We start from the raw sequence: 25,915 nt of genomic DNA on the forward strand, positions 1-25,915 counted from the left end.
CCGGCGCTGCGCCGTCGTACTTAAAAGCCCCGCGCAAGAAGCGGGTACAATACCGGCCAGACGCCACCCTCCGCGAAAGGACCCCCATGGCATTCCGTAGCGCCGCCGCGCGCATTTTCCGCGCCTGCTCCCGTTGGACCTTTGTACACGAACCCATCGCGCCAAAAACGATCCTTATCGGCGCCCCGCATTCCTCTAATTGGGATGGTATTTACGATATTGTCGCCTTTTGGAGCTACGGGCGCTCCATAAAATTCCTGGTCAAAAAATCGCTGGTGCAGGCCCCGGTGCTAGGGGCGATTGTGCGCGCCGTCGGCGGAATTTCGGTGGATCGCAACCACCCCAGCGGAATCGTGGGGTCGCTGCTGGAGCAGGCCGAACGCAGCGAGGAATTCTGCGTGGCGCTCGCCCCGGAAGGCACCCGAAAGGACGTTCAGTACTGGAAATCCGGGTTTTACCGCATGGGCCTGGCCGGACGCCTGCCCATCACCCTCGGCTTTATCGATTCGCGCACCAAAACTTACGGGTGGTGGAAGCACCTGTATCTTTCCGGAGACGTCGAGGCAGATATGGATATTCTGCGCGAGTTTTACCGCGATTTTGTGGGGAAGAATGGCGTCAAGCGCTCGGTGCCGCGTTTGCGCGCTGAGGACGACGCCGCCGCCCGTGCCCACCTCCTCGACGGCATCGACCTGGACGAAGCGCGCGCTTTTGCGATTCGCATGAATCGGGAAACCGGCGGGGTGGGGATTACCGAGTAGCGGCCGCGGCTAGCGCGGTGGCGCGGCGTGAGCGACCGCCCGTGCGGGCGCGCCCCGCACCACCAGCGCTACCGCCTACCGCTCCCGATGCACCGCCTCAAGCAGCGCATTAATCACGGTGTGCGGATCGCGGCCCAATGCATCGTGCTGGTAATCGTCGCTGACCAGCGCGGTCAGGCCACGGATGCGCCCGGCGGTTTCCAGGGAAAGATCGGCCGGCACGTACATATCCTCGCGGAAAATCCACGCGGCCACGGGAACCTGGTTGCCGCCCAGCACATCCGGACGATACAGATCGTGCCAGGAGGTGCGGAAGGCCAGCTCATTAGCGGCCCCGCGCAGCGGGAGCAGCGCCGGGTCCTGCTCGAATTGCCAGGGGAAAACGCTTTCCCCGGAGAAGCGGAAGCCCAGCCCTTCCTTGCGTAGGTCAGTTTCACCCACCCCACCCATCGCAAGCGCGGGGATAGCAAATTCGGGGAATTCCCCGCGGACCCGGTGCGCGGCCCAGGCCAGCGGGCCGGTGCCCGATTGCGCATAAATGGCTTCCTGGAGCGCGAAATAGAGCGGGGCGCGCGCGGCGGAGGCCGCTTCGCCCACCCGCTGGAGGAAAGCGGGGCGCAGCCGGCGTTGCCCGCGGAAGGACCAGACCGGGTCTTCGAGCAGGTAGTGGAGCTGCTCGAAGCCGTAGGTGAAGCCGAGGCGCTGGCCGAGCTGGCGGAACCGCGCCGGCGTGAGGCGCTCCCCGGTGGGCAGGATTTCTTCCACATCCGCCAGGTGGGTGGCGATATACCAGGCGGTATCCTCATCATTCGGGTAGCGCTCGAAATAGGCGCGGTGCCGGGCGGCCAGGCGCGGGAAAGTCTGCCGGTATACGGCTTGCGGGCCGCTGTCCAGACTGGGTAGCCCGCCGGTGATCATGACTTCGCGCAGCCCCGCGGGCGCGTGGGAAAGATAGGATACCGCGGCGAAACCCCCGAAACTTTGCCCCAGCACGCTCCACGGTTCATCGCCTTGGAGGTGGCGGCGCAGGTGTTCGGCGTCGTTCACAATAGAATCCTGGCGGAAACAGGAGAGCAGCGCGGCCTGGGCGGCGGGGCTGCCGGCCGCGGTAATGGTGAGGGAATCGAGCGGATACGAATTGCCGGTGCCGCGTTCGTCGAGCAGGACGAGGCGATAGTGGTTGAGCAGCAGATCCTGCCAGCCGCTCAGCCCCGCCGGGCGCGGTGCCGCGTGGCCCGGCCCGCCTTCCAGATACACCAGACGCGGCGCATCCTCACGGCCGGCCCGCACAATTTCCCGCGCGAACACCGTGATGGTAGCGGGAACGTGGGCGATAGTATCGTCCGGGGCCAGCTGAGTGAACGCACCAAAGTAATCAAGGGGCACCTGGATGCGGTGCTCGATGAATGTATAACCCTGAAAACGATAGGTAACCGCGCTCATACCGTGAAGATTACCCGAGCGAGGGCCCGTTCTCGCCGGCTGTACGGTAGCTCTCATTTCTGCGGGGTAGCGAGCGCGCCGGCGCGGATTTGGTGACCGCCAAAAATGCCATCGATTCGCTCTGAGCTGTGAGTAAGCCCCCCGGGCGCCGGGCGGCTTCTCAGTAACTATTCGCGCTACTCTCACATCTACTCTAAAGTACTCTAACATCCGGCGTGAGAGTAGAAATCCGCGCCATAGCAACGTTTTCTCGGGGTACCCCGAAGCTACTCTAAAGCTACTCTAACAATGTTAGAGTAGATGCATGCTGCAGCGGAGTATGGAAAGCTTTCTCACTCTTCCCGTTCACGAACTCGTGGAAGAGCTCCTTCGTTTGTCAGAAGACCAATGGTACGAGCGGAAAAGCGGATCCATCCAACCCAAGGACCTCGCGGAGACTATTGTCGGCATGGCGAATGCGGAGGGTGGCGTTATCGCCGTCGGCCTCCACAATGGCTCCCCGGCGCCGGTTTCCGATAAAGCCGCTAATGCGATCCGCCAGGCAGCCATTGACTTTACTAATCCGCGGGTGCGGGTACTTGTCGATGAAATTCCTACCGATGGCGGGCGAATCATGCTCATGAGCGTTGCTCCCAGCAGTGATGTCCACGAAACCAAAAAAGGAGATTGTTTCCAACGTATCGGGGATGAAACACGGAAACTTACTTTCCGGCAACGCCAAGAACTTGAGTGGGACCGCGGATTTATTGGTTTTGACGGCGCTCCGGCACCCGACGGACAACTAGACGATCTAGACGCGGAACAGCTTGAGGAATACCGCGAACTCCTCGGTTCCTCTTCGGGGATCAATGCGCTACGCGCCCGCGACCTTATTGATCGAGATGGTCAGCTTCGGGTAGCCGGCTACCTTCTTTTCGCAAAAAATCCGCAGCAAGTTTTTCCGAACGCCTACGTGCGGGTGGTCAAATATTCCGATAACGAACGCGGCGCCGGGCGTTTTCAGAACGTAGAAGCCGGGAAGGATATTCGGATCGGCGGTTCCCTCCCGCAGCAAATTGCGGAAGCCAGCCGCATTATTGAAGAATTCCTGCCGGGGCACCGCCGGCTCACGGACGCGGGCACATTTGCCGACGTGCCGATTATTCCGCGTGAGGCATGGCTGGAAGGCCTGGTCAATGCCGTGGTCCACCGCTCCTATGGCATCGCGGGCGACCATATTCGGGTGGAGATTTTTCCGAACCGGATAGAGTTCACTAGCCCCGGGCGTTTTCCCGGTCTGGTTGATATTTCCCATCCGGAAAAAATTGGCCGCAAGGCCCGCAATCCGCGTATTGCCCGAGTTTTTTTCGATATGGGTATAACCCAGGAGCTGGGCGAAGGCATCCGGCGTATTTTCGAAGAAACCCGCCGGGCCGGGCTAGCCGAACCGCTGTACGTGCAATTATCCGAGGCCGTGCACCTCACCCTGCTGGCCAGCAACGCGATTCCAGAAGAAATCATGCGGCAGATCGGGCCGAGCGGCCGCGCAATCCTCGACGCCCTGCGCCTGGCTCAGCAACCGTTGGGAACCGGGCAGATCACCGAGCTTGTGGACCTTGCCCGCCCCACCGTGCTCCGCCACCTCAACCTGCTGCGCGACGCCGGCGTGCTCCGCTGGAATGGCAAATCCCCGCGCGATCCACACGCTACCTGGGAACTTCTGTAGAGCCACCTGCATGGCCACACGCGCACGTGCCACAGCTGCGCCGTCGTACCTTCTGCAAGAATAGAGCCATGGCAACAATCCCGCTTCTTCCCCTCAATTCCGGCCACTGGATTCCGCAACTGGGCATCGGCACCTACCGCATGGACGAGGCCACCGCGCGCCGGGCCGTGCGCGAGGCGCTCGCCATGGGCTACCGGCATATCGACACCGCGCAAATGTACGGCAACGAAGCCGCGGTGGGCCAGGCAATCGCGGAATCCGGCGTGGATCGCGAGGAAATTTTCCTCGTCACGAAACTCGATAATCCCAACCACGCCCCGCGCGCCGTGCGAGAAACCTTCGCGCGCTCACTCGCGGACCTGGGCACCGATTACGTTGATCTTTTCCTCATTCACTGGCCCATGCTCAGCGGTGATTACGTGGAGGCGTACCAGGTCATGGAGGAATTCGTGGCCGACGGGCGCGCCCTGGCGATTGGCGTGTCCAATTTCGAGCGCCACCACCTCGAGGCGCTGCGTTTCGCCGCGCAGATCCAGCCCGCCGTCAATCAAATCGAAGCGCACCCCTATTTCCAGAACGCCGAGGTCACGCAGTACTGCACCGACGCTGGGATTCGCGTGGAAGCGTGGGCGCCGCTGGCGCGCGGCACTGTGAACGACGACGCCGTGCTTGCCGAGCTGGCGGCCGCTAAGGGATGCACCGTTGCCCAACTGGTATTGCTCTGGCACCTCTCGCGCGGGAGGATCGTCTTCCCCGGTGCGTCCTCCACCGCGCACCTGGCTGAAAACCTGGCCTGCCTCGATTTCACTCTTCTCAAAGAAGAAGCCGAGGAGATCGACAATATGGATCGTTTCGAAGCCGGGCGCACCGGCCGCCACCCCGATACCTTCCGGCGCAACGGAGAATAGCGGCTGAGCTGGACTGTACCGGGATGGTCTGTACCGTGCGGCTCTGAACCGTGCGGGGGCCTGGACGTACGCACTGAACTGGGCTAATGCTGGGGCTTTGGTGTCCAGCGCATAAAACGTCCAAAAAATATGTCGTAGCCCTTCGCTAGCATATAGGTGGTGAAAGGCAGGTCACGCCCCGGTGGATCGGGGCGCAATATCAGGTGAACGTCACCGTGCCAGGAACCCGTAAGGAAAAGGAGCGGAATGTATTTTGCATACACCATCGCCGGGTCTGAAGCTACCGGCGGTGCTGGATTCCAAGTTGATTTGAAAACCTTCCAGCAGCTCGGGGTGTACGGCATGGGCACGCTCACGTGTATCGTGTCCTTCGACCCGAAGAATAACTGGAACCATCGCTTCGTGCCCGTCCCTCCGGAAGTGATTAGCGCCCAGATGGAAGCCGCGCTGCGCTCCCAGAATATTCGCACCGCGAAGGTTGGCATGCTCGGCCACCCGGATACTATTGAGGCGGTGCGCGCCGGGCTCGCTTCCCAGGAATGGGACAATGTGGTGGTTGATCCGGTTCTTATCTGCAAGGGTCAGGAACCCGGCCAGGCACTGGATACCGATAATGCGCTGCGCACCAAGATCCTTCCCTTCGCCACCGTCACCACCCCGAATAATTTTGAGGCTCGCACTCTCTCTGGGTTAGATGCCCTGGAAACTGAAGAGGACCTCATCGAAGCCGCCAAGCGCATCGGTGAGCTCGGCCCGAAGAACGTGGTGGTCAAGGGCGGGATTGATTTCCCCGGCCCGGATGCCGTGGATGTGCTCTGGGATGGCGAAAAGGCCACTGTTTACCGCGCCCCGAAGATCGGTGAAGAACGCGTCTCGGGGGCCGGCTGCACCCTGGCGGCCGCCATCACCGCGGAACTGGCCAAGGGCGTGGAGATCCACGAAGCCGTGCAGCGCGCTAAGGATATGGTGACCGCCGGCATCAAGGCCCGCGTGGAAGCCAATACCCCCTTCGCCACCGTGTGGCAGGGCGCTTACCGGGATCAGGACTAGGCCATGCCCGGCATCGATCCGGCCGTCCCGGTCATTATTGTGCTGGGCGGCCGGATCGTGCACACCCGCCTGGGTTACCTGCCCAGCGGGAGTTTGAAACGCCGCCTCGCGCGGGCCCTGGCCGAATACCGCTACGCGCGCTCGCGCGGAGCACGCCCCGCCCTCATCTGCTCGGGCGGGCGGGCCTCACCCGGCGTGCCCAGTGAAGCCCAAGTTATGGCCGCCTGGCTCGCCGCCCGCGGGGTTCCGCGCAGTGCTCTTATCGCGGAAAGTCACTCGCGCACCACAGAAGAAAATATGGGAGATTGCGCCGCGCTGCTCCGCGGGCGGGACCCGGTTCCCGGCCTGCTCCCGGATGGCACCATCGCCGCGGTTATCGTGACCTCCTGGCAGCACGTACCGCGGGCCCGGTACTTCGCGGTGAAATTCGGATTCACTCCCGTCATGCGCGGGGCCAGCCTCGCACCGGCCACCACCCCAAAAGCCCTCATCTGGGAATTAGGCGCGGTGGGGATTTACCTGGCGCGGGTAGTGGCGCGCCGGGTGCGTAAGCGGCGTCGTCGTAACACTTAAGTACGGAAGGGAGTCCGCGTGGCGTGCCACAATAGAAACGTGACAACGAATCCGTACCTGCGCCCCGCCCTCGCGTTCCTACGCGAGCACCTGGAAGGCGCCCCGGCCAGCGCGCGCGCCCGCCGCTACCGCTACGAACACTGTTTACGGGTCGCGGCCATCGGGCGCGGGGTCGCGATGTCCGAAGGCCTGGCGGTAGATACCCTCGAAATTGCCTGCCTCCTGCACGACATCGGGAAATTTGATTCCGCACGGCCGGTAGATCACGGGCGAGCCGGCGCGCGGCTCGTGCGCCCCTTTTTGGAAAACCTGGGCATGCCGGAAGCGGAGGTTATGGAGATTTGCCAAGGCATCGCTATGCATACCGATGGCCGCAGCGAATACCCCGAAGATTCCCCCGAATATCGCGGCCAGCGCGAATACCCGGCGGAGGCCAGCGTGCTCGCGCGGTCGGTCGGGGACTGCGATAACGTGGACCGCTTCAGCGTCTACCGCATCCATGACACCCTGCTGTATCACAATATGGACGCCATGCCGCTGCCCGAACAGCTCGATTTTATTGACGGATACCTGGCGCGCCTGGGGCGCGAACGCCACTACCGCTGCGCCACCCGCAGTGCGCAACGCCTGTGGATTGAAGCGCTGGAATTTCAGGAGTATTACTTTTCCCGGATGCGTGAGCAGCTAGCCAGCGCGCACCCATATATGGACCTTGCCGAGGGAGAGTCCGTACCCTCGGCGCACTCAAGGAGGAATCCATGACAACATTCACGCAGGCGCGCGATTCCATCCGCGGCTCCTACGCCCCGGAATTCGCGCGGGTGGTCGACGCTTTCGCCGCCTCCATTGCCACCAACCAGGATCGCGGCGGGCAAATCGCGGTGCTCTGGCACGGCGAACCCGTGGTCAATATTTACGGGGGCTGGAACCCGCCCGCCGGTGCAAATACCGGGGGCGGCGTGGCCGACGGCGCCGTCGTTGAAGACCCTATTAACGAGCGTACGCCCTACCCGGAAAACGCGGTGCAGCTTATTTTCTCGCAAACAAAGGGCCTGACCGGGATCTGCTTCGCGGACTGCGTGGCGCGCGGGCTCATTGATCCGGACGCGCGGGTGGCCGAGTACTGGCCCGAATTTGCCGCCAATGGCAAGGAAGATATTCGGGTGAGCCAGCTGGCCAGCCACTCTGCCGGCCTGCCCGGTTTTGACCATATCCTGCCCGCGAGCGCGCTTTTCGACTGGGATCTTATTACTTCCGAGCTCGCGGCCCAGGCCCCGCGTTGGGAGCCGGGCACCAAACACGGCTACCACGCGCTCTCCATGGGCTATCTGGCCGGGGAGCTGGTGCGGCGGGTATCCGGCCTCACCCCCAAGCACTACCTGGAAGAAAACTTCCGGGCGCCCCTCAACCTTTCCGTGTGGATTGGTTGCCCCGAATCTGAGCGCTCGCGCATCGCCAAGCATTTCTGGGGCCCGCGCACCCAAGGCTGGGGCGGGGCGCTGCGCCAGGCCCAGGCCGACCCGAACTCCACAACCTCCTACGCCTACCAATCCCCGAAGGATACCGATTCGGCCATTACCGACCCGCATTTCCTCGATGCGGAAATGCCCTCTATTAACGGGCATGCCGACGCGCTCTCCTTGGCGACGCTCTACGCGATATTCTGCGATGGGCGCTATGCGCGCTACGATGCCGAGCTCATTACCGCAGTATCAGCCACCCGCGCCGAAGGCTTCGACGAAGTGCTCTGCGATTCGACCTCCCGCTACGGGCTGGTATTCCAGCTGGGCAGCCAGCGCGAACCCATGCTCTCCCGCGGCAGCTTCGGGCACAACGGGCGCGGCGGCTGCCTTTCCTTCGCGGACCCGGGCACCGGTATCTCCTTCTCCTACGTGGAGAACCAGCTCTCCTCCGAGCCGCTCCCGCAGGCGCGCGTCTGCCGGCTGCTGGCCGCGGTGCGGGACAGCCTTGAGTTGGCGTAAAGCTACGGCAGAGTGCTGATGGTAGAGCGCCGGCGGTAGAACAATAGTATTTTTGCGCGGGGGTGCGTTGCATATCGGCAGCGCGCCCCCGCGGTTCAGCCCACCCCGCGGTTCTTTGGCGTTTAGTTATTATCCGCGAGGTTCGCGAAACGCGCGTAATGGCCCTGGAAGGCCACTTCCACGGTGCCGGTAGGCCCGGAACGCTGCTTGCCAATAATGACTTCTGCCAGGCCGGCCTTCTCAGAATCCTGGTGGTACATATCATCGCGGTGGATAAGAAGGACGACGTCGGCATCCTGCTCCAGCGAACCTGATTCACGCAGGTCAGCCACCTGGGGGCGCTTATCATTACGCTTTTCCGAATCACGGTTGAGCTGCGCCACCGCAATAATAGGAATTTCCAATTCCTTAGCGAGCAACTTAATCGAGCGCGAAAACTCCGAGACTTCCTGCTGGCGCGATTCGGGAACTTTCCCGGCCGAAGCCAAGAGCTGGAGGTAGTCGATCACGATCATCTGAATATCGTGCTGCTGCTTGAGACGCCGCGATTTCGCGCGGATTTCCGGCAGGGTAAGATTCGGCGAGTCATCCACAATAAGCGGCGCGGTAGAAATACGTTCGACGGCGCCGGCGACCCTGTCCCAATCCTGCTGCGTCATCTCACCTTTAATCATGCGATCTTGGAAAACTCCCGCTTCGGCAGCGAGCAAACGCATGGACAGTTCCGTGCGGTTCATTTCCAAGGAGAAGTAGACCACCGGTTGGTGATCATGAATGGCTGCCTGCCGGCAAAAATCCATCGCCAGGGTGGACTTACCCGCGCCCGGGCGGGCCGCCACAATAATCATCTGCCCGGCACGCAGGCCGTTGAGCTTCGCGTCCAGGTCAATAAACCCGGTGGCCACCCCCTCTAATTTGCCCGCGCGTTCCGCGTTCTTCTCAAGTTCGTCCAGGAGGCCGGGAACGATTTCCGCCATCGTGGCGTAATCCGTGGCCTCACGTGACTGCCCGAGGGAAAACACTTCCGATTGGGCCATATTAATGAGGCCCATAACATCCGCGCCGTCCGTGGTGTAGCCGAGCTGGGCGATGCGGGTGCCCACTTCCACCAAGCCGCGCAGCTGGGATTGTTCGCGCACAATATTCGCGTAATAACCGGCATTCGCAGCCGTGGGCACCGAAGCAACCAGGGTGTGCAGATACGGCAGCCCGCCGATCCGCTCGAGATCCCCGCGTTTCTTCAGCTCCGCACCCACGGTAATGGCATCGGCCGGCTCCCCGCGCCCGAAAAGTTCCAGGATGACCGTGAAGACCGTGGCGTTTGAGGGATGGTAAAAATCATCGGCGGTCAGCACCGTCACCACATCGGCGATGGCATCTTTGGAGAGCAGCATTCCGCCCAACACAGATTGTTCCGCCGAGAGATTTTGGGGAGGGGTACGTTCGAAAGATGACCCCTGCATCTTCGCACCGTTATTGACGACGGACATGGCTTCCCTTTCTCGGCGATAGTTCTCCACTGGCTTTCGTAACGCGTTTACGAGGTGAATTTCAAGTTAATTCTTCTGTGCGGATGTGTAAACACGCCGGCGGATCCGTGCATAACCGGTGGACAAACTGTGGATAGCTTGGGGATTGTTCACCATTTATGCCCAGATTCATCCACAGCTGTGGATGGAGTGGGGGAAATCCCCGCCATCCCGTCCCCAAGTTTGTCCACAACTGTGGATATTCTGCGGGAAAGTTCTCCACATCTTAACTACGTGACGTCACTCACGTTGAGGCTTTCTTCAAGTAGTCGTGGCCGTGGGGTGAGGGGCCGCTACCCGGCACCGGCGCCGGGCACTGCTTCCCGAGCCGCACGCCCGGCGGCCTCACCCGAGCTCGGCTAAGCTAGCGGACGTGACGACACCCGAGAAGCATCCTCACGGCCCCGCTGGGGACCACACCGGCACCACCGACTCCGGCACCACCGGAACTCGCAGCGCTAGCGCCCCCACCACCAAGCACGCCATTGACCGCGAGATCGCGCGCCTGGCCCTGCCCTCCCTCGGCTCCCTGCTGGCCGAGCCGCTTCTCGTCGCCACGGATACCGTGATGGTCGGCCACCTGGGTACCGGGCCGCTCGCCGGCCTCGCCCTCGCCTCCACCATCCTCACCACCCTCGTGGGGCTATGCATTTTCCTCGCCTACGCCACCACCTCCGCCACCGCCCGCTACGTGGGAGCCGGGCGCATGAAAGCCGCCCTCTCCCAGGGCATGGATGGCCTGTGGCTCGCCGGAACGCTGGGCGTGCTACTCGGAGCGATCTTAGCCATCTGGGCACCCCAGATCCTCGCGCTTTTCGGCGCCGAGGGAGTCGTTATCACCGAAGGGGCACGCTACCTGCGTTTTTCTGCCGCGGGACTGCCCGGCATGCTCGTCGTCCTCGCCGCCACCGGAACCCTGCGCGGGCTCGGAAACACCACCACACCCTTCAAAGTTTCGGTGCTCGGGGCACTCGTCAATATTCCCCTCAATTTCGTTTTCATCTACCCCGCCGGGCTGGGCCTGGCGGGCGCCGGAATAGGTACGGCAGCGGCGCAAACGGTCATGGGCGTGGTCCTTACCGGCGTCGTCGTACATCATGCGCGCGAGCACCACGCGCCGCTCGCTCCACGTGGAGTGGGGGTGCTACGCGCCCTCCACGATTCCGTGCCCCTCATCGTGCGTTCCGCGGTGCTGCGCGTGCTGATCCTGCTGCAAATAACCGGGGCCACCCAGCTCGGCACCGAAGCGCTGGCCGCGAACCAAATCACCATGACCATCTGGAATTTCGCCTCCTACGGGCTAGACGCCCTCGCCATGGCCGCCCAAATCCTCGTGGGCCAAGCCTCCGGTGCCGGCGACGAATCACGCCTGCGAACGGTACTCGGGCGCTGCCTGAGCCGCGGCATGAGCGTCGGCGCGGTGCTGGGCGCGGCTACTGTTCTGACCTCACCGCTGATCGTGCGGATCATGAGCACCGCGGGGGACGTGCGCTGGCTGGCTTTCTGGGGCCTCCTCGTCATTGCGGTATTTTTCCCCATCGCCTCGGTCGCTTTTATTCTCGACGGCGTGCTCATTGGCGCGGGCGACCTTAAAACCCTGGCGTGGATGATGTTTATCCCCCTCGCCCTGTACGGGCCGATGGTGCTCGGGCTGCTGGAATGGACGTCCGGGCAGACGGGATTCATCTGGCTGTGGATCGGCTATGCCGGGGTATGCATGAGCGCCCGGGCGCTGCCTATGTACCTGCGGGTACGCGGGGAAAAGTGGGTGCAGCTGGGGAGCTAGGCGAAGCGGCGGGGCCGGGGCGTGGGCCGCCGGACCTGGTATATGTTTTCCGGGGTGTACTGCGAATGTTGTACATACGAAGTACAGCGCTGCAAACACCTAGCACCCCCGCAGCTAACGCGGGCAGCACAAAGGCGGGGGAGACCATAAAGGTTCTCCCCCGCCTTCGCGTTTTATCAATCAGCTATCAGCCGTGCCGTCCACGAGGGATGCGCGGCCTGCTAACTAACTATTACTTCTTGGGTGCGCGCAGCACATCCACCTGGAGGGATGCCGTGACATCCTCATGCACCCGCACCTTAGCGGTGTAGCTGCCCAGGGACTTGATCGGGGAGGCAAGCGTGATCCAACGCTTGTCCACCGGCTTGCCCACGGTTTCGGTGGCGGCTTCGGCGATGTCCTTGGAGGTCACCGCGCCGAAGAGGCGGCCGTTTTCACCGGCGGCCTTCTTCACCTGCACCACGGCTTCGTTGAGCGCATCGCGCAGGGCGTGCGCGGCTTCCAGATCGGTGATGGAGCGCTTGCGGCGCGCTTCGGCCATCTGGTCGATCTGCTTCTGAGCGCCCTTGGTCCACGGAGTGGCGTAGCCGCGCGGCAGCAGGTAGTTACGGCCGTAGCCGTCCTTGACGGTGACAACATCACCGGCGGTGCCGAGGCGTTCGACGTCGTGCGTAAGAATGAGCTTCATTATTGCCTCCTTAGCGAGCGTTGCTCGAGTAGGGAAGCAGAGCCATCTCACGGGCGTTCTTAATCGCCTTGGCGATCTTGCGCTGCTCCTGAACGTTGACACCGGTCACGCGGCGGGCGCGGATCTTGCCGCGGTCCGAAATGAACTTGCGCAGCGTAGCGGTGTCCTTGTAGTCAATATTGCCGACCTTGATGGCCTTCACCGGAGCGGTCTTCCGCTTCAACGGCTTGCGAAGATGTCCCTTCGCCATAGTTTTCTCCTAATGTTGCTGCGACTCGTGCCTAGCGCAATTCCCGCGAATCCCGCGCGTTACCGTGCGCGGCGCGCTGCGGGGCGGTTGCCCGAGCCAAAATGTCACTTATGGGTGTGTGCGTAGTCCCGAAAATCTAGAACGGATATCTAGCCGAAAATTTAGAACGGGGGCATATCGTCGAAAGCGGAACCGCCCTGCGGGGCTTGCGGCTGCTGGCTCCACGGATCGTAGGCCGAGCCGCCCTGCGGAGCGTTGTAGCTGGCCTGACCCCCGTAAGAGCCCTGCCCACCCTGGCCGCCTGGCGCGCCCTGACCACCCGGATTCTGGCCGTAGCCACCCTGGTTGCCGCGATTGTAATTACCGCCACCGCTGGTTTTCGTCACCTGAGCCTTCGCGTAACGCAGCGAGGGCCCAATTTCATCAACCTGAAGTTCCAGACCTTCGCGCTGTTCCCCGTTCTGGGTCTGGTAACGATTGACCGTGAGCCGGCCCGTTACCAGCACGCGCATGCCCTTGGACAGCGATTCGGCGACATTCTCCGCGTAGTCACGCCACGCCGAGCACCGCACGAACATTGGCTCGCCATCTTCCCACTGGTCAGTTTGGGCATTGCGCTTGCGCGGGGTGGAAGCAACCGTGAAGCTCGCGACCGCCACACCACCTGACGTGAAACGCATTTCCGGATCGGCGGTGAGGTTACCGACGATCGTAATGACCGGTTCGTTTGCCATAATCGCTCCTTTTACCCCGTTGTTTTCTCAGATTCGGTTCTTACGCTGGTGGTACGTTTACTTTTCGTCGCGACGCAGGAGCTTGATGCGGAGCACATCCTCATTGAGGCTGAGCTGGCGGTCAAGTTCGCTTGCGGTTGCGGGAGTCGCCTTCATATCGACGACGACGTAAATGCCTTCCGAGTGCTTGTTAATGTCATAAGCAAGCTTCCGGCGGCCCCAAATATCGACCTTTTCCAGTTCGCCGCCCTCATTGGGGACAACCTGGAGCAGCTTCTGAACGTTGGTCGACAGATTACGTTCGTCAACGTTCGGAGAAAGGATGATCATCATCTCGTATTCACGCATGTCTACCCACCTCCTCTGGTCTAAACGGCCGCGGTCCGTCCGCGGCAGAAGGGTTATGCGTTGACCCGCCCCTTCGCATGCTTGCGCCCGCGAACAGATAGGTCAGTCCCTCAGTCTAGCCGGTGCCGGCACTGTTTTCCAGATGGTTAAATATGGAGCGGCCCACGCCTTTTGGCCCGTATTTCCGTGAGAATCCCGGCCGAAACCGGGAGGTGACCGGTAGACTTTCCCTAGGCTGCTCCCCAGGTCGCTCCACCGCGATTGAGGCGGCCTACCGGGCACAAGTACAGGAGCGAGCTATGAGTGAAGGTGAAGCACCCACCACGCGGGACAAGCTGCTGGATGCGGCCCGCGCGCAGCTTGACCGCGCCGGTGCCGAACAGCTTTCCATGCGCGCGATTGCTCGTTCCCTTGAGCTTTCCCCGGGTGCTCCCTACCGCCACGTGCGCTCCCGCGAAGAACTCCTCACCGCCCTGGCGGCCGAATCCTACCGCGATTTGGCCGGGGCGATGCGCCGGGCGGCGGACCAGAAAATATCGGGACGGGAACGCTGGGTGGCAGCCTGGCGCGCCGCCCACACCTGGGCCCTTGATTACCCGAACCGCTTCTCCCTTATTTACGGTGCCAGCGCTATTGATTTTTCCAATCCGGAAATGACCACGGCCGCGGCCCTGCGCGTGCCCCTCGAATTGGCTCGCATCGCCAAAGGCGGGCGCAATAAGGCCCTAACCGGCCCGGAAACCCGCGCGCTCGGGGTGGACCTGTGGCGGATCCGCATGACTTTCGGTTCCCTCGATGCGGAACTGGGCGACCTACCCGACGGCCTCATCGTCTCCGTGATCCGCGCGTGGACGGAACTGGTAGGCACCATCACCCTGGAGATGACCGAAAGGTACGCCGGCCTCTTCGACGACCACCTCGGCTACCTCGATACCGTCGCCAACCAGTGGGCGGGCACCCTCCAGCTCTAAGTCACCGTTCAGACCAGCGGCGGAGGCCGCCTCTAGACCAGCAGCAGACCAAGCTGCACAGGCCCAACTTAGGCGAGCGGCAGGCCGGATTCCGCTCCGGTCACGCGCGCGTGCAGCTCCACCACCTGCGCGGCACGCCCGGTAGGAGCGGGCCCAAACGCAGCAAGGAAGCGCGTGGTGGCGTGGCCGGCGCGGGCGTCGTCGTACTGCGCCAACCACCGTTGCATTTTCTCGCGCGCAACCGGATCGCATAGCGCCGACGACGCATCGTACTCGGGCCAGCGCACGCTGGGCGCCGCCATCCCGACTCGCCAGGGTTTGGCGGTCAGGCGCGCCCGGTAGGATTCGTACACCCGGCACAGGCGCATATAGAGCGGGTCGGAACCGAGCTGGTTGAGGATCATCTGCGCTTCCCCGGAGTCCGCGGCGATACCCTCCACCGCCACGATAACGCGGAAGCCTTTGAAGGTGCGGTAGACGAAAATCGGCCAGGCGGCATTGAGGCGCGCGAAGTGTTCGATGCGGTCGAAGGCGATGAGTTCGGCTTCGATCATGTACTGGCGCACCGGAGCCGTTTCGGTAATGAGCCCCGGGATGGAGGCGGGATCCGGTGCCGGTGCGGCGAGCGACGCGGTAGTCGGCGCGGGTTCCGGTGTGCGGGCCGGTTGCGGTGCGGGATCGAAAGCCGATCCGGCGGGCCGCTCCTGCTTCTTCGCACCGAAACCGAAAAGCCGGGCAAAGAAACCGGGCTTGCCGGAGCCGGGCTTACGGGAGCCTGCTGCGCGAGCCGCTTCTTCTAATTCGGGAACGTCCACGTCCGCGATGAGGATATCGGAGGTGTTGAGGACTTCGGCTCCGTAGCGATTGCGGGTAATCGCGCAGGTGGGGGTGCCGTTCGCTTCGCTGAGCACGGCGAGAATTTCTTCGCGCAGCGGGGTGCCCGGGTAGTATTCCGCGCGGGCTTGGCGTTCGCGGGGAAAATGACCGAGTTTAGCGATGCGATCAACAAGGCGGTGCAGCCGCGCCCGCGCGACTTTGCGCGCTTCCTCTTCCGAGTTCGCGGACCAGCCCCATTGCGCCACCGTGGCCGGCCCCGAGGCGGTAGATACCGGGGCGCTTTCCCGCGCCCAGAAGGGATAGATCTTCATGGCTCCAGTCTAAAACGCGGGTGCGTCACACTTCGAGAGTGCGGAGCGAACTAGCCTGCTAGCCCGCGCCTAACTGACGGCACCGGAACCCCACTAGCCACACTCACCCAACCGCACCGGGAACGCGCTCGCGTTCGGCCGGCTCGGTGGGCAGCGGGATAGTTTCCGTGGGCGGGGCGGGCATCCGGGTGGGCCGCAGCTCCGGGGGCACTGTTGCGCTCGGTTCAGGCTCCGGCTCCTCGGTGGCCGGCGCTGGCTGCTCGGTAGGCTCCGCGCTCGGTTCTGGCGTCGTCGTTACTTCTTCCACCGGTTCGGGGCGCGTGGGGCGGTAGCTGGGGCGCTTGTCCCCAATCAGTTCCGGTTCGGGGAACTTCGGCAAATCCATCTCGCCCGTCACGGCCTTCATGAAGTCCACCCACATATCCACCGGGTAGCCGTTCCCGCCGATACCCCACGGGTAGGCGCCCCAGCCGCCCAGCGATTCTTCCTCACCGTTCGGCCCGATCTGGAACATATTGACCGTGGTAATAATCTTCGGGTTGTAGCCCACGAACCACGCGGATTTCAGATCCGTGGAGGTACCGGTTTTCCCGGCCACCTGGAAGCCGAGGCGCCCGGCCCGATCCGCGGTCCCGCGCGGGCCGGTGGGCTCCTGGAGCAGCTCGTTGAGATTATCGGCAACGCGCTGATCGAGCACCCGCTTGCCGGCGGTATCCGCGCGGTACACCACGGTGCCCTGCGCGTCGCGCACCTCGCTGACCAGATGCAAGGGCACACTCACCCCGCGGTTCGCGAAACCGGCGAAGGCCTGGGTGAGTTCCTTATTGGTGGGCGAGGCCGAGCCGAGCACATTCGTGAGGGAATTATCCAGGCCCGGCGTAGTTTCCGGGATCCCGGCTTCAATCGCGGCGGCGCGGGTATTACGCGGCCCCACTTCCTCGTTGAGCTGCGCGTAGTAGGTATTCACCGAGTTCGCGGTGGCGGTGCGCATATTGATATTGCCCATATTGGCGTCGTCGAAATTACTGATGGTGATATCGCCAATTTTTAGTTCCGCGGGGGAATTGTAATAGGTGCCGTCGATGGATTTGCCCTGCTTGAGGGCCGCGAGCGCGCCGAAGGGTTTGAAGGTTGATCCGGCCTGGGCGCGATCCTGGGTGACGGTATTGCGCTGGCGTTCCTGGTAGTCCGCGCCGGCGTACATCGCGTAAATACCGCCGGTGGAAGGATCCGCGGACAGCATCCCGACGTAATTATTCTCCGGGCGGTCCTTGGGGAGCGCATTGACGACGTCGACCGCGGCCTGCTGCATGGTCGGGTCAATTGTGGTGACGATCGTATAGCCGCCTCGGTTGAGGCTGTCCTCGGTGAACTTCTCCGTGGCGATAAGCTCCTGCTGGGCGGCGGCCAAGAGATACCCGTTCGTACCGCTGAATTGTTTGGCGGCAACGTAGTCGATGGTTGCGGGCATGGTGGCGGCCGCGGCTTGCTCGGCGGTGATATAGCCGTCCTCGAGCATGCGGTTAATGACCCGGTCGAAGCGCTGGGCGGCCCGCTCCGGATCCACGGCCGGATCCCAGGCCGAAGGCGCGGGAATAACCGCGGTGAGCAGCGCGGCCTGGTCCAGGCTCAGCTGCGCGGCGGGAATCCCGAAGTAGTTCTGGGCCGCGCTTTCAATCCCGTAGGCCCCGCGCCCGAAGTAAATGGTATTGAGGTAGTTTTCCAGAATGTCCTGTTTGGAGGAATTGCGGTCCACCTTGACCGCGAGCACGGCTTCTTTCACCTTGCCGATGTAATCGGTGGTGGTGCCCAGGTAGTAATTCTCGACGTACTGCTGGGTGAGGGTGGAGCCGCCCTGCCGCGCCCCGCCGCGAATATTATTAACGACGGCGCGCGCGATGCCACCCAGGTCAATCCCGGAATTGGAGTAGAAGGTGCGGTCTTCGGAAGCAACCACCGCATTCCCCACGTAATCAGGCAGGGATTCCAGGGGGACCGGGGTGCGGTTCACCTCGTACATGCTGCCCAATTCGGTGCTGCCATCGCGGTAGTAGAGAGTGGTTTTTTCCGCGGTCGCAACGTCATCGGGGCTGGGCACAGGCAGGAAAATATAGAGGGTGACCAGGGCGACCAGGCCGCCGAAGCCCAGGGTGAAGAACAGCCCGAGCACGAAACGCCACGAGGGAATCCAGCGGTGAATCGGCCCCTTGCCGCGGCGCGGGTAGTTCCATATCGGGCGCTTGCGGCGCGTGCCGCCCTGCCGCGTTTGCGTGCGTGCGCGCCCCTTCTGTGTCCGACCCGTTCGCGTTCCAGCCATCGTTACTCCCTACCGGCGCGTGGTCGCGCCGCGTATCTAGTCTGCCTCAGGTCACGCGCTCGTGGCTAACCCGCGTGGTCCAAGCTACCCGCGGATCCCTTTCTTACGACGCCGCGAAATCTTCCGCAGGTCCCGCATCTTGGTCCGCACCTCGGAATCCCGGGAGGTGAAATCCCGGTAGATCTCCCGCACCGGTTCATCAAGATCGTAAATGCCGCGTTCCGCCCGGGTTTTCGCATTCGATTCGGGCACCAGGAAAGCCTCCACCCAGCGCGAACGCGACGACGAATCCACGAAAATCGCCTTGACAAACAGGGTGAGCGGCACGGCGAGGATCGTTCCCAGCGGCCCGAGCACCACCGCCCAGAACAGCAGCGATAGGAAGGTCACGGTGGTGGACAAGCCCACCGCATCCCCCACGATCTTCGGCTGCAGCACGCCCTGAATTGTGACATTGAGGAAGGTGAAAATCACCAGAATCCACAGCGCGGTAGCCGGCCCGCTATCCACCAGCCCCATAAGCGCCGGCGGGATCACGCCGAGGATAAAACCAATATTCGGAATGTAATTCGTGACGAAGGTCCACAGCGCCCAAGCCAGCGCCAGCGGAATCCCCAGCCACATCATGACGAAATAATTGAGAGTGGAGACCAGCAACCCGAACAGCGTGGCCACCAGCCAGTATTGGCGCACCCGCCCCTCGAAGGAGGCCAGGGCGCGATACAGATCCGGGTCGTGATCACGCACAATATGGGCGCGCGCCGGCACGGAAAGAGTGTCAATGGTGATGAAGAAAATCGCGAGCGCCAGCACGAACATGAGGCTCCCCACGCTCATAAGCGCCCCGGATGCCTGGCTGAGCAGCGAAATAATCGTGTCCATATTGAGCACGTCGCCCAGGCGCTGGCTGAGCTGATCTGTGCTCAGCCCCAGGCTTTCCAGCCAGGTCATAGTGTCCTGGAAGAGCTGGGTGAATTTATCTTCGTAGCTCATGAGGGTGCGCGGCAGCCCGCCCAGCGACCACGCCGTCAAACCCACCACCGCGAGGAGCACCACCACAATAATGGAGACGGTCAGCGTTCCGGAGAGCCAGCGCGGCACGTGATGGCGCAGCAGCAGGCGATGCACGGGGCGCACCGTCAGCACCAGGGTGAGGGCCAGGAACACCGGCCCCACAAAATCGTGAATAAGGTAGAGGCCCACGCAGACGATGGTGAGGAGCGCCGCCGCGTGCAGCAGCTTCACCCCGAAATCCCCGCCGCTACTCGAATCCGCGCCGCGGCTCGCCTCCGAATTCCCGGAGCCGCCGTGGTCACCGCCACCGGAATGTTCCGTATCGCTTGCCTTGCCTAAGGCCGACGACGCCGCCCCTCCCGCGTTCTCCTCGCCGCCGCTATCGCTACCCGCCCGGGAGCCCGCGACCTGAGTGGGCAGGGTGTTAATAGCCTGGGCAATGCGATCACGTGGAATATCACCTGGTCGAGTGGCGGCCATAGGATCCTCCGTCCTGGTGGGAGTCCCGGTGGCGGATGCGCGCCGGGTCGTGTACGTCTTTATCTTGCCAGTTTTCCGCGGCTCGCACGGATTCCCGCGCCCCGCGGGGAAAGGAGCACGCGGGCCGCGGTGGCGGCGTCGTACCACAAACGCGGCGACGCGAGCGAAACCGCGGCAGCTAGACCGGAACCACCGCAGTTAGCGCGGAACAGTCGCGGCTAGGGCGTAACCGGGGCGGGCCGCCCGCCGCTGGCGCGCACGAACAGCGCGTACGCGCCGGCCACGCACCACACCATCACGATGAGGGCGAGCTGCACCTCGCGCGACCACCCGATGGTCGGTAGCACCAGGATCGCCACCCCGGCGGCGATGCATTCCGAGATATTGAATAGGACGTCGTAAATGGAGAAGGCGCGGCCGCGGAAGGCATCCGCGGTATCGGATTGCACGATGGTATCCACCGCGATTTTGGCGCCCTGCACCCCGATCCCGAAAATAAAGAGCCCGGCCATCACCCAGGTCAGGTTCGTGGTGGCCGCGATGATTGCCTGGCCGGCGGTGCCGCCCACCAGCGCGCATACCACCCACCAGCTCGGGCTCATGCGTTCGTGGGCGAGGGGCGTGAGGATAATCGACACCCCGTGCCCGAGCACCATCATGCCCAGCAGCATCCCGAAATAGGCGATGCCGGCGTCGGCATTGGCCGGGTCGGCGTAGAGGTTGCGGCCGGCCAGCACGATGGTGATGAGCTGCATTCCGTAGACGAAACGATGCAGGGACATGGTGGTGAGGGCCGCGGCCGGGGTGCGCCGGGCAATGAGGTAGCGCAGCGCCGCCACCAGGTCGCGCGCCGCCGCGAGAAGAGCGGTGCCGAAAGAACCGCGCGGGCGAGTATGCGGGCCTAGTTCGTCGCGCCCCAGCAGGCTCGCCACCCCAGATCCGCCCAGGTAGAGCGCCAGCGCACACACCAGCGCCCCCACTTTTTGCATTTCCTCCCCGGGCAGGGCCAGCCGCAGGAAAAACGCCAGAATCGCGCCCAGCGCGGTGGAGGCACCCCCGAGGGTCGGCACCAGGGAATTCGCCACCAGGAGCCGCTCGCGCGATTCCACCACATTCGGCAGCCCCGCGCTCATACACGCCAGCAAAATCCGGTTGAGCCCGAGGGTCACGAGAGCCAGCACGTAGGTCAGCCACACAATATTCGCCAGTGTGGTCACCACCAGCGCCGCCGTGAGGGCGGCCCGGATCTGATTGCCGTACACCAGGATCTGGCGGCGGCGCCACCGGTCAATAAAGGGACCGGTAAAAGGCCCCACCAGAGAGAACGGCAGCAGCAGCACCACGAGGGACAGCGCCACCCCGTGCACATCCGCGCTCGCGGCCGGGTTGAAGAAGAAAAGCGAAGCCAGGCCGATTTGGAACATGCCGTCCCCGCACTGGGTGACGAGCCGGACCGAGAGCAGCTTGAGGAAGCCCCGCGAGCGGGCCAGGGAGCGCAGATCGCCTACGAGTTTCACTGGGCGTCCCACCATTCCAGCAGACGCTTTTCGGCTTCCTCCACACCCAGCGGGCCTTCGTCCAGGCGCAGGGAGAGGAGGTACTGGCGGGCTTTGCCCACCTGCGGGCCGGGCTCGAGGCCGAGCAGCTCCATAATGCGGGTGCCGTCAATATCGGGGCGCACCGCCTCGAGTTCCTCGCGTTCGCGCAGCTCGATAATGCGGCGTTCCAGTTCGTCATTCGCGGCGTGCAGGCGCGCCACCCGCCGCCGGTTCTGGGAGGTGATATCCGCGCGGATGAGGCGCAGCAGGCGCGGGAGGAGCTCCCCGGCATCGCGCACGAACCGCCGCACCGCGCTATCGGTCCAGTCGTGTTCGCCAAATCCGAAAGCCCGCAGGTGCAGCTCGACCAGCCGCGCCACGGCTTTCGTCGTCGTTTTATCAAAACGCAGTTCACGCATGCGCGCGCGCGTCATTTTCGCGCCCACCACATCGTGGTGGCGGAACGTGACCGAACCATCGCTTTCGAAACGGCGGGTGGCCGGTTTACCGATATCGTGGAACAGCGCGGCCAGGCGCAAAATAAGATCCGGCCCGGGCACCTCCTCATCCTCCAGCGCGATCGCGTTATCGACCACCTGGAGGGTGTGCTGGTACACGTCCTTGTGGCGGTGCTGGGCGTCCACGGTATCGGTGAGCGCCGCGATTTCGGGCAGCACGCGCTCAGCCACCCCGGTGTAGACCAGCAGCTCAATGCCGCGGCGCGGGGCGGGCGCGGTCATGAGGCGTTCCAGTTCGGCGCGGATGCGTTCCTGGGAGACGATCTCCAAGCGCTCGGCGTAATCGGCCATGGCCCGCAGCACATCGGGAGCCACATCGAAACGCAGCTGCGCGGCGAAGCGCGCGGCCCGCATAATCCGCAGCGGATCATCATCGAAGGACTGCGCCGCGGTCACGGGCGTGCGCAGCTGCCCGGCGAGGAGGTCATCCACCCCGCCGCACGGATCCACCAATTCGAGGCTGGGCAGGCGCACCGCCATCGCGTTGACGGTGAAATCGCGCCGGGTGAGGTCACCTTCGAGGTTGTCACCAAAATCCACATCGGGTTTGCGTGAACCGATGGTGTACGTATCGGAGCGGTACGTTGTTACTTCGACGACGACGCCACCGCGCCGCGCCCCCACCGTGCCAAATTCCCGCCCGATATCCCAGGTGGTTCCCCACTGGGCGAGGAGTTTTTCGGTGGTTTCCGGGCGGGCGGAGGTGGTGAGATCGAAGTCGTGAATGGGGGCGCCGAGGAAGGCATCGCGAACCGGCCCGCCCACGAGGGCCAATTCTTCTCCGTGATCTGAGAAGATAGAAGCTAGTTGCAAGATGTCGCCCGGGATATTCGCCAGGGCGCGCTGGCCTGCCAGGAGCAGGAGGGCGCGGCGCTGGCCCGGAGGCATATCGTCCGTTGTTGGAGTCTTCGGAGTCTGTTGAGAAGTGGTCACCCTTAAAGGTTGCCACATCTGGGGGCCCTGACCGTTAGTTGTAGTGTTAGAGGTATGTCGAAGTCAGCACCGTTGCCCTCCAAGTTCGGGGGCCGTAGATCCTGGAGGCGCGCCGCTGCCGTGCACCAGGCTTCTGCGCGGCGCCACTCTCTTCCGGTGGTGAACGAAACGAGTGCCGGGGGAATTGTGATCGGGGTGCGCGGCGGGAAGGCCTACGTGGCGGTGATCGCGCGGCGCAACCGCGGCGGGCGGCTGGAGTGGTGCCTGCCCAAGGGGCACCTGGAAGGTAATGAAACACCCGAAGAAGCCGCCGTGCGGGAAATCGCGGAGGAAACCGGGATTACCGGGCGGGTGCTCATGCATTTGGCCACCATTGATTACTGGTTCTCCGGTACCAACCACCGCGTCCATAAAGTTGTGCACCACTTTTTATTGGAGGGGATGTCCGGGCATATCACCGTTGATAACGACCCGGATCACGAAGCGGAAAAAGCCGAGTGGGTACGCCTGGATCGGGTGGCTTCCCGCCTCGCCTATCCCAATGAACGCCGTATCGTGGCCTCGGCCCGCGCGATTCTCGCGGGGGAGGAATGATGTGGCGGGGCGCGCTGGCCGGGGCCGTGGCGGCCTGGGTGCCGCTGGGTGCTGTTGGGTTGGCGGGTGCGCAAGGTCTAGCCGCGCAGGTGGGGCCCGCGCAGGTGGGGCCCGCGCAAAATTCGCCCGCGCATGTTCTTCCCGCGCGTCCGGCGGCCGTACCTAGCGTAGACATCGTGGACGTGGGTGCCCCGGTGCTCGGTAAGGACGCCACCCTCACCCTCACCGCCACCGTGACGAATTCCACCACGGAAACCCGCCATCTCAATTCGGTGTCGCTCTATATCCAGCGCTACGTGCCCTCCTCGCGCAGCGCGGTGCTCAGCTTCATGCGCGCGGAACCCGCCGGCCTGGCCCTGTATGACACCCTCACCCCCGATGCGGATATTGCACCGGGCACCTCCACCCGCGTCACATTTTCGATTCCGAGGGAGCGGATTCCCGCCGAGTGGGGGCCGCGCGGGGTCCAGGTGAGTGCCGTGGTGGACGGGGAAACTGCCACCGACCGTAGTTTTATTGTCACTGCTCCTGGCGACGACGCCGCTCCTGCCCCCATCAGCGCGATTGTGCCGGTTACGCGCTCCCTGAGCGATGTGGGCAGCGCCCCGGCTCTCGAAGAGCAGGTCTACACCAGCCTCACCGCACCCTCGGCCAGCCCGCAGCCGCCGGCTCCTGCGCCGGCTCCGGCTTCAGCTTCGGCAAGCACGCCCACGCCGAGTACTCCGGTCGGCACGCTCGCTTCTCCGCCGGCCGCCTCCGCCACCGCGGGAAGTTCCGCCGCGCCGAGCGCCACATCCGATGCAGACCCGGCAGCGAGCGCCGCGCCTTCCGCGCCGTCAGTTTCGCAGGGGGCGAGTTCCCCAGCTGCGCCGTCGGCCCCAAGTAAAACGCCCACGGCTTCGGCTCCCTCTTCGCCTTCGGGTTCCGCGGCGGAGGCCGGGCAGTTGCCCCACCGCTTGCAGACTTTGAACTATTTTGCGCACCCGGGGGTGAGCGCCGCGGTTGATCCGCTGCTCATCGCGGGTGATCCGGAACGGGCCGCGTTGCAAACTTTTGCGTCCGCGGCCGGGACCAGCGTGTTCTTCGGTTTGGGCGCGGACGTGGATGCCGCGGCGCTCACCCATGCCGCGCGTGCGGATAAGCTCGCTCTGGCGCGGCAGGATGCGGTGCAGGCGGCGCAAACTTCCGGATTTGCGGCGCGGTCCGATATTGCGGTCACGGCGCTGGGGGTGGATCGGGCCACCGCGCGGGCGCTGCGCGATGCCGGGGCCGCGGCGCTTATCACCACGGATGTGGATGCGGAGCACGCCTCCTGGCTCAGCCCGAGCGGGCGGGTGAATATTCCGCTCGCCGCGGACGGGAGTGATACATGTTCGCTCAGTGATGCTCGCGGTGATGTGGAGGATTCCGGGGCGAGTGCCGCGGGCGGCGCGAGTGCGGGCGGCGCGGGCGATGCAAACGAAACCGCCGGTGCTGATGGCGCCGGTGCTAATGAAGCCGCGGCGCTGCGCGCGGACGGCGTGCTCTCCGCCGTGGTGCAGGGCTATTTACCCAGTTCAGACGAGGCAAATATGCTGGCCTCCGGGGGTGGGGAAGGTTTGCCGGAAGCGGCCGGGAGCCGGCTCTCCGCCATCGACGCCCGCCAAACTGCCCTCGCGCTGTCGGCCGCCACCTACCGGGAACTGCCGGCCGCGCCGCGCGCCCAGGTGGTGCTGGTGGATCGGCCGGAAAGTGGAGCGCTGGCGCGGGCCGGAGCGTTGCCGGATCGCGATATTGGGGCCGCACTCGGGGCACTCACGAGCGCGCCGTGGTTGGCGCCCACCGGAGCTGGCGATCTTCTTGATAAGCCGGCCGCCGGGTGTGCCCAGCTTCCCGAGGAGCGCGTGCTGCCTGGCGAGATTTCCGCGGCAATGCTGGCCCGCGGCGATGCGCATGTCACCACCATTTCCACCACCGCTGCTCTTACCCCGGTGCCAGCTAGTATCACCGGGCCGGTCACCCATCACGCCGCGCAATTGGCCGGGGTGGCGCTCCGCGACCACCACGCGCAGCGCGAGGAGCTATCCGCTCAGCTCACGCAACTCGCCGAGGAGATGGCCGGGGCCGTCACGGTCCAGCCCTCCTCCACGATTAACATCATTTCGGAAAACGCGGATTTACCCGTGCACGTGCATAATTCGCTGCCTGTTCCGGTGGGCGCGGTGGTGGAATTGCGCGCCGAAGATTTCCGCATTGTGCCCTCCGATCCCGTTGCGGCAACCATCCCGCCGGCCGCCTCCGTCACGGTGGCGGTGCCGGTGCAGGCTTCCGGCTCGGGGAATGTTACGGTCACGGCTGCGGTCACCGATCCGGTGGGCACCGCGATCGGCGCGGTTCAGGATATTAATGTGCGGGTGCGCGCCGGCTGGGAAACCACGGGGACGTATATTATTGGCGCGCTCCTCGGGGTGCTCTTGCTCGGTGGGATCGCACGCAGCCTGCGCAGCGGGCGGCGTTCGGGCGGCGTCGACCCTGAAAAACATCTCCACAATTTACGTGAGGCTAGCGCGGCGGAAGAAGCCGGGCCGCGCGCCGTCGATAAACTGCGCGAGGAACACGAAATACCATAGGAGTAATGTGGCCGCGAGGCACGGCAAGGAGGAACT

General features: G+C 63.9%; 22 protein-coding genes. 11 read left to right on the forward strand and 11 right to left on the reverse strand.

The window, feature by feature from the left end; all coding sequences use genetic code 11:
* Positions 1 to 86 precede the first annotated feature (86 nt).
* Positions 87 to 761 carry a 1-acyl-sn-glycerol-3-phosphate acyltransferase gene (locus ACRQEC_RS03150; protein WP_284889912.1) on the forward strand — a complete coding sequence of 225 codons (675 nt, stop codon included), beginning with the start codon at positions 87 to 89 and terminating at the stop codon, positions 759 to 761.
* Positions 762 to 836: 75 nt separating this feature from the next.
* On the opposite strand, the gene ACRQEC_RS03155 is transcribed toward ACRQEC_RS03150, so the two are convergent.
* A complete protein-coding gene (locus tag ACRQEC_RS03155) occupies positions 837 to 2,204 on the reverse strand; it encodes an alpha/beta fold hydrolase (protein WP_284889911.1) in 1,368 nt (455 codons plus the stop codon).
* A 304-nt stretch (positions 2,205 to 2,508) separates the two neighbouring features.
* Between ACRQEC_RS03155 and ACRQEC_RS03160 the strand changes: the two genes are divergently transcribed.
* From ACRQEC_RS03160 to ACRQEC_RS03185, 6 genes are all read left to right on the forward strand, one after another.
* Entirely contained in the window at positions 2,509 to 3,909 is a 1,401-nt protein-coding gene (locus ACRQEC_RS03160) for an ATP-binding protein (protein WP_284889910.1), read from the forward strand.
* Between the two features lie 68 nt (positions 3,910 to 3,977).
* Complete coding sequence (locus ACRQEC_RS03165; protein WP_284889909.1) at positions 3,978 to 4,817, forward strand: aldo/keto reductase; 840 nt, start codon at positions 3,978 to 3,980, stop codon at positions 4,815 to 4,817.
* A gap of 246 nt (positions 4,818 to 5,063) precedes the next feature.
* Positions 5,064 to 5,867 (forward strand): bifunctional hydroxymethylpyrimidine kinase/phosphomethylpyrimidine kinase, encoded by an 804-nt coding sequence (thiD, locus tag ACRQEC_RS03170; RefSeq protein WP_284889908.1) that lies wholly within the window; start codon positions 5,064 to 5,066, stop codon positions 5,865 to 5,867.
* Positions 5,868 to 5,870: 3 nt separating this feature from the next.
* The gene (locus ACRQEC_RS03175) at positions 5,871 to 6,440 is read left to right on the forward strand and encodes a YdcF family protein (RefSeq protein ID WP_026428890.1); all 570 of its coding nucleotides are present in this window, start codon (positions 5,871 to 5,873) and stop codon (positions 6,438 to 6,440) included.
* 39 nt (positions 6,441 to 6,479) lie between these two features.
* The gene (locus tag ACRQEC_RS03180; RefSeq protein ID WP_284889906.1) at positions 6,480 to 7,202 is read left to right on the forward strand and encodes an HD domain-containing protein; all 723 of its coding nucleotides are present in this window, start codon (positions 6,480 to 6,482) and stop codon (positions 7,200 to 7,202) included.
* A complete protein-coding gene (locus tag ACRQEC_RS03185) occupies positions 7,199 to 8,422 on the forward strand; it encodes a serine hydrolase domain-containing protein (RefSeq protein ID WP_284889904.1) in 1,224 nt (407 codons plus the stop codon). The genes ACRQEC_RS03180 and ACRQEC_RS03185 overlap by 4 nt, the downstream gene beginning before the upstream one ends.
* 122 nt (positions 8,423 to 8,544) lie before the next feature.
* Here ACRQEC_RS03185 and dnaB read toward each other — a convergent pair whose 3' ends face one another.
* On the reverse strand, positions 8,545 to 9,912 hold the full coding sequence (dnaB, locus tag ACRQEC_RS03190; RefSeq protein ID WP_026428893.1) for a replicative DNA helicase: 1,368 nt from the start codon (positions 9,910 to 9,912) through the stop codon (positions 8,545 to 8,547).
* A 412-nt stretch (positions 9,913 to 10,324) separates the two neighbouring features.
* Here dnaB and ACRQEC_RS03195 point away from each other — a divergent pair, with 412 nt between their 5' ends.
* A complete protein-coding gene (locus ACRQEC_RS03195; RefSeq protein WP_284889901.1) occupies positions 10,325 to 11,737 on the forward strand; it encodes an MATE family efflux transporter in 1,413 nt (470 codons plus the stop codon).
* Between the two features lie 232 nt (positions 11,738 to 11,969).
* Here the strand turns inward: ACRQEC_RS03195 and rplI are convergent, their stop codons facing one another.
* The 4 genes from rplI to rpsF form a co-directional block, all read right to left on the reverse strand.
* Positions 11,970 to 12,425: a 50S ribosomal protein L9 gene (gene rplI, locus ACRQEC_RS03200; RefSeq protein ID WP_016442030.1), complete on the reverse strand. Its 456-nt coding sequence runs from the start codon at positions 12,423 to 12,425 to the stop codon at positions 11,970 to 11,972.
* Positions 12,426 to 12,435: 10 nt separating this feature from the next.
* Positions 12,436 to 12,675, reverse strand: a complete 240-nt coding sequence (gene rpsR / locus ACRQEC_RS03205; protein ID WP_016442031.1) for a 30S ribosomal protein S18 — start codon at positions 12,673 to 12,675, stop codon at positions 12,436 to 12,438.
* A gap of 161 nt (positions 12,676 to 12,836) precedes the next feature.
* Positions 12,837 to 13,409 (reverse strand): single-stranded DNA-binding protein, encoded by a 573-nt coding sequence (locus ACRQEC_RS03210; RefSeq protein WP_087070176.1) that lies wholly within the window; start codon positions 13,407 to 13,409, stop codon positions 12,837 to 12,839.
* Between the two features lie 57 nt (positions 13,410 to 13,466).
* Positions 13,467 to 13,757 carry a 30S ribosomal protein S6 gene (gene rpsF / locus ACRQEC_RS03215; RefSeq protein WP_026428896.1) on the reverse strand — a complete coding sequence of 97 codons (291 nt, stop codon included), beginning with the start codon at positions 13,755 to 13,757 and terminating at the stop codon, positions 13,467 to 13,469.
* Between the two features lie 299 nt (positions 13,758 to 14,056).
* On the opposite strand from rpsF, the gene ACRQEC_RS03220 reads away from it, so the two are divergent.
* Positions 14,057 to 14,728 carry a TetR/AcrR family transcriptional regulator gene (locus ACRQEC_RS03220; protein WP_284889900.1) on the forward strand — a complete coding sequence of 224 codons (672 nt, stop codon included), beginning with the start codon at positions 14,057 to 14,059 and terminating at the stop codon, positions 14,726 to 14,728.
* 68 nt (positions 14,729 to 14,796) lie between these two features.
* Here ACRQEC_RS03220 and ACRQEC_RS03225 read toward each other — a convergent pair whose 3' ends face one another.
* The 5 genes from ACRQEC_RS03225 to ACRQEC_RS03245 form a co-directional block, all read right to left on the reverse strand.
* Positions 14,797 to 15,876, reverse strand: a complete 1,080-nt coding sequence (locus ACRQEC_RS03225) for a hypothetical protein (protein ID WP_284889899.1) — start codon at positions 15,874 to 15,876, stop codon at positions 14,797 to 14,799.
* Positions 15,877 to 15,979: 103 nt separating this feature from the next.
* Positions 15,980 to 18,193 carry a transglycosylase domain-containing protein gene (locus tag ACRQEC_RS03230; RefSeq protein WP_284889898.1) on the reverse strand — a complete coding sequence of 738 codons (2,214 nt, stop codon included), beginning with the start codon at positions 18,191 to 18,193 and terminating at the stop codon, positions 15,980 to 15,982.
* 84 nt (positions 18,194 to 18,277) lie between these two features.
* Positions 18,278 to 19,687, reverse strand: a complete 1,410-nt coding sequence (locus ACRQEC_RS03235) for an AI-2E family transporter (protein WP_284889897.1) — start codon at positions 19,685 to 19,687, stop codon at positions 18,278 to 18,280.
* Between the two features lie 218 nt (positions 19,688 to 19,905).
* On the reverse strand, positions 19,906 to 21,204 hold the full coding sequence (locus ACRQEC_RS03240; RefSeq protein ID WP_284889896.1) for an MFS transporter: 1,299 nt from the start codon (positions 21,202 to 21,204) through the stop codon (positions 19,906 to 19,908).
* Entirely contained in the window at positions 21,201 to 22,694 is a 1,494-nt protein-coding gene (locus ACRQEC_RS03245) for a CCA tRNA nucleotidyltransferase (protein WP_407707001.1), read from the reverse strand. The genes ACRQEC_RS03240 and ACRQEC_RS03245 overlap by 4 nt, the downstream gene beginning before the upstream one ends.
* Positions 22,695 to 22,730: 36 nt before the next feature.
* Here ACRQEC_RS03245 and ACRQEC_RS03250 point away from each other — a divergent pair, with 36 nt between their 5' ends.
* Both ACRQEC_RS03250 and ACRQEC_RS03255 read left to right on the forward strand, forming a co-directional pair.
* Positions 22,731 to 23,270: an NUDIX hydrolase gene (locus ACRQEC_RS03250; RefSeq protein ID WP_026428902.1), complete on the forward strand. Its 540-nt coding sequence runs from the start codon at positions 22,731 to 22,733 to the stop codon at positions 23,268 to 23,270.
* Positions 23,267 to 25,879 carry a DUF6049 family protein gene (locus ACRQEC_RS03255; protein WP_301575038.1) on the forward strand — a complete coding sequence of 871 codons (2,613 nt, stop codon included), beginning with the start codon at positions 23,267 to 23,269 and terminating at the stop codon, positions 25,877 to 25,879. The genes ACRQEC_RS03250 and ACRQEC_RS03255 overlap by 4 nt, the downstream gene beginning before the upstream one ends.
* Positions 25,880 to 25,915 lie beyond the last annotated feature (36 nt).

Origin of the sequence: Actinotignum saccati, from assembly GCF_051265055.1 — a bacterium.
In the GTDB taxonomy this organism is placed as follows: domain Bacteria; phylum Actinomycetota; class Actinomycetes; order Actinomycetales; family Actinomycetaceae; genus Actinotignum.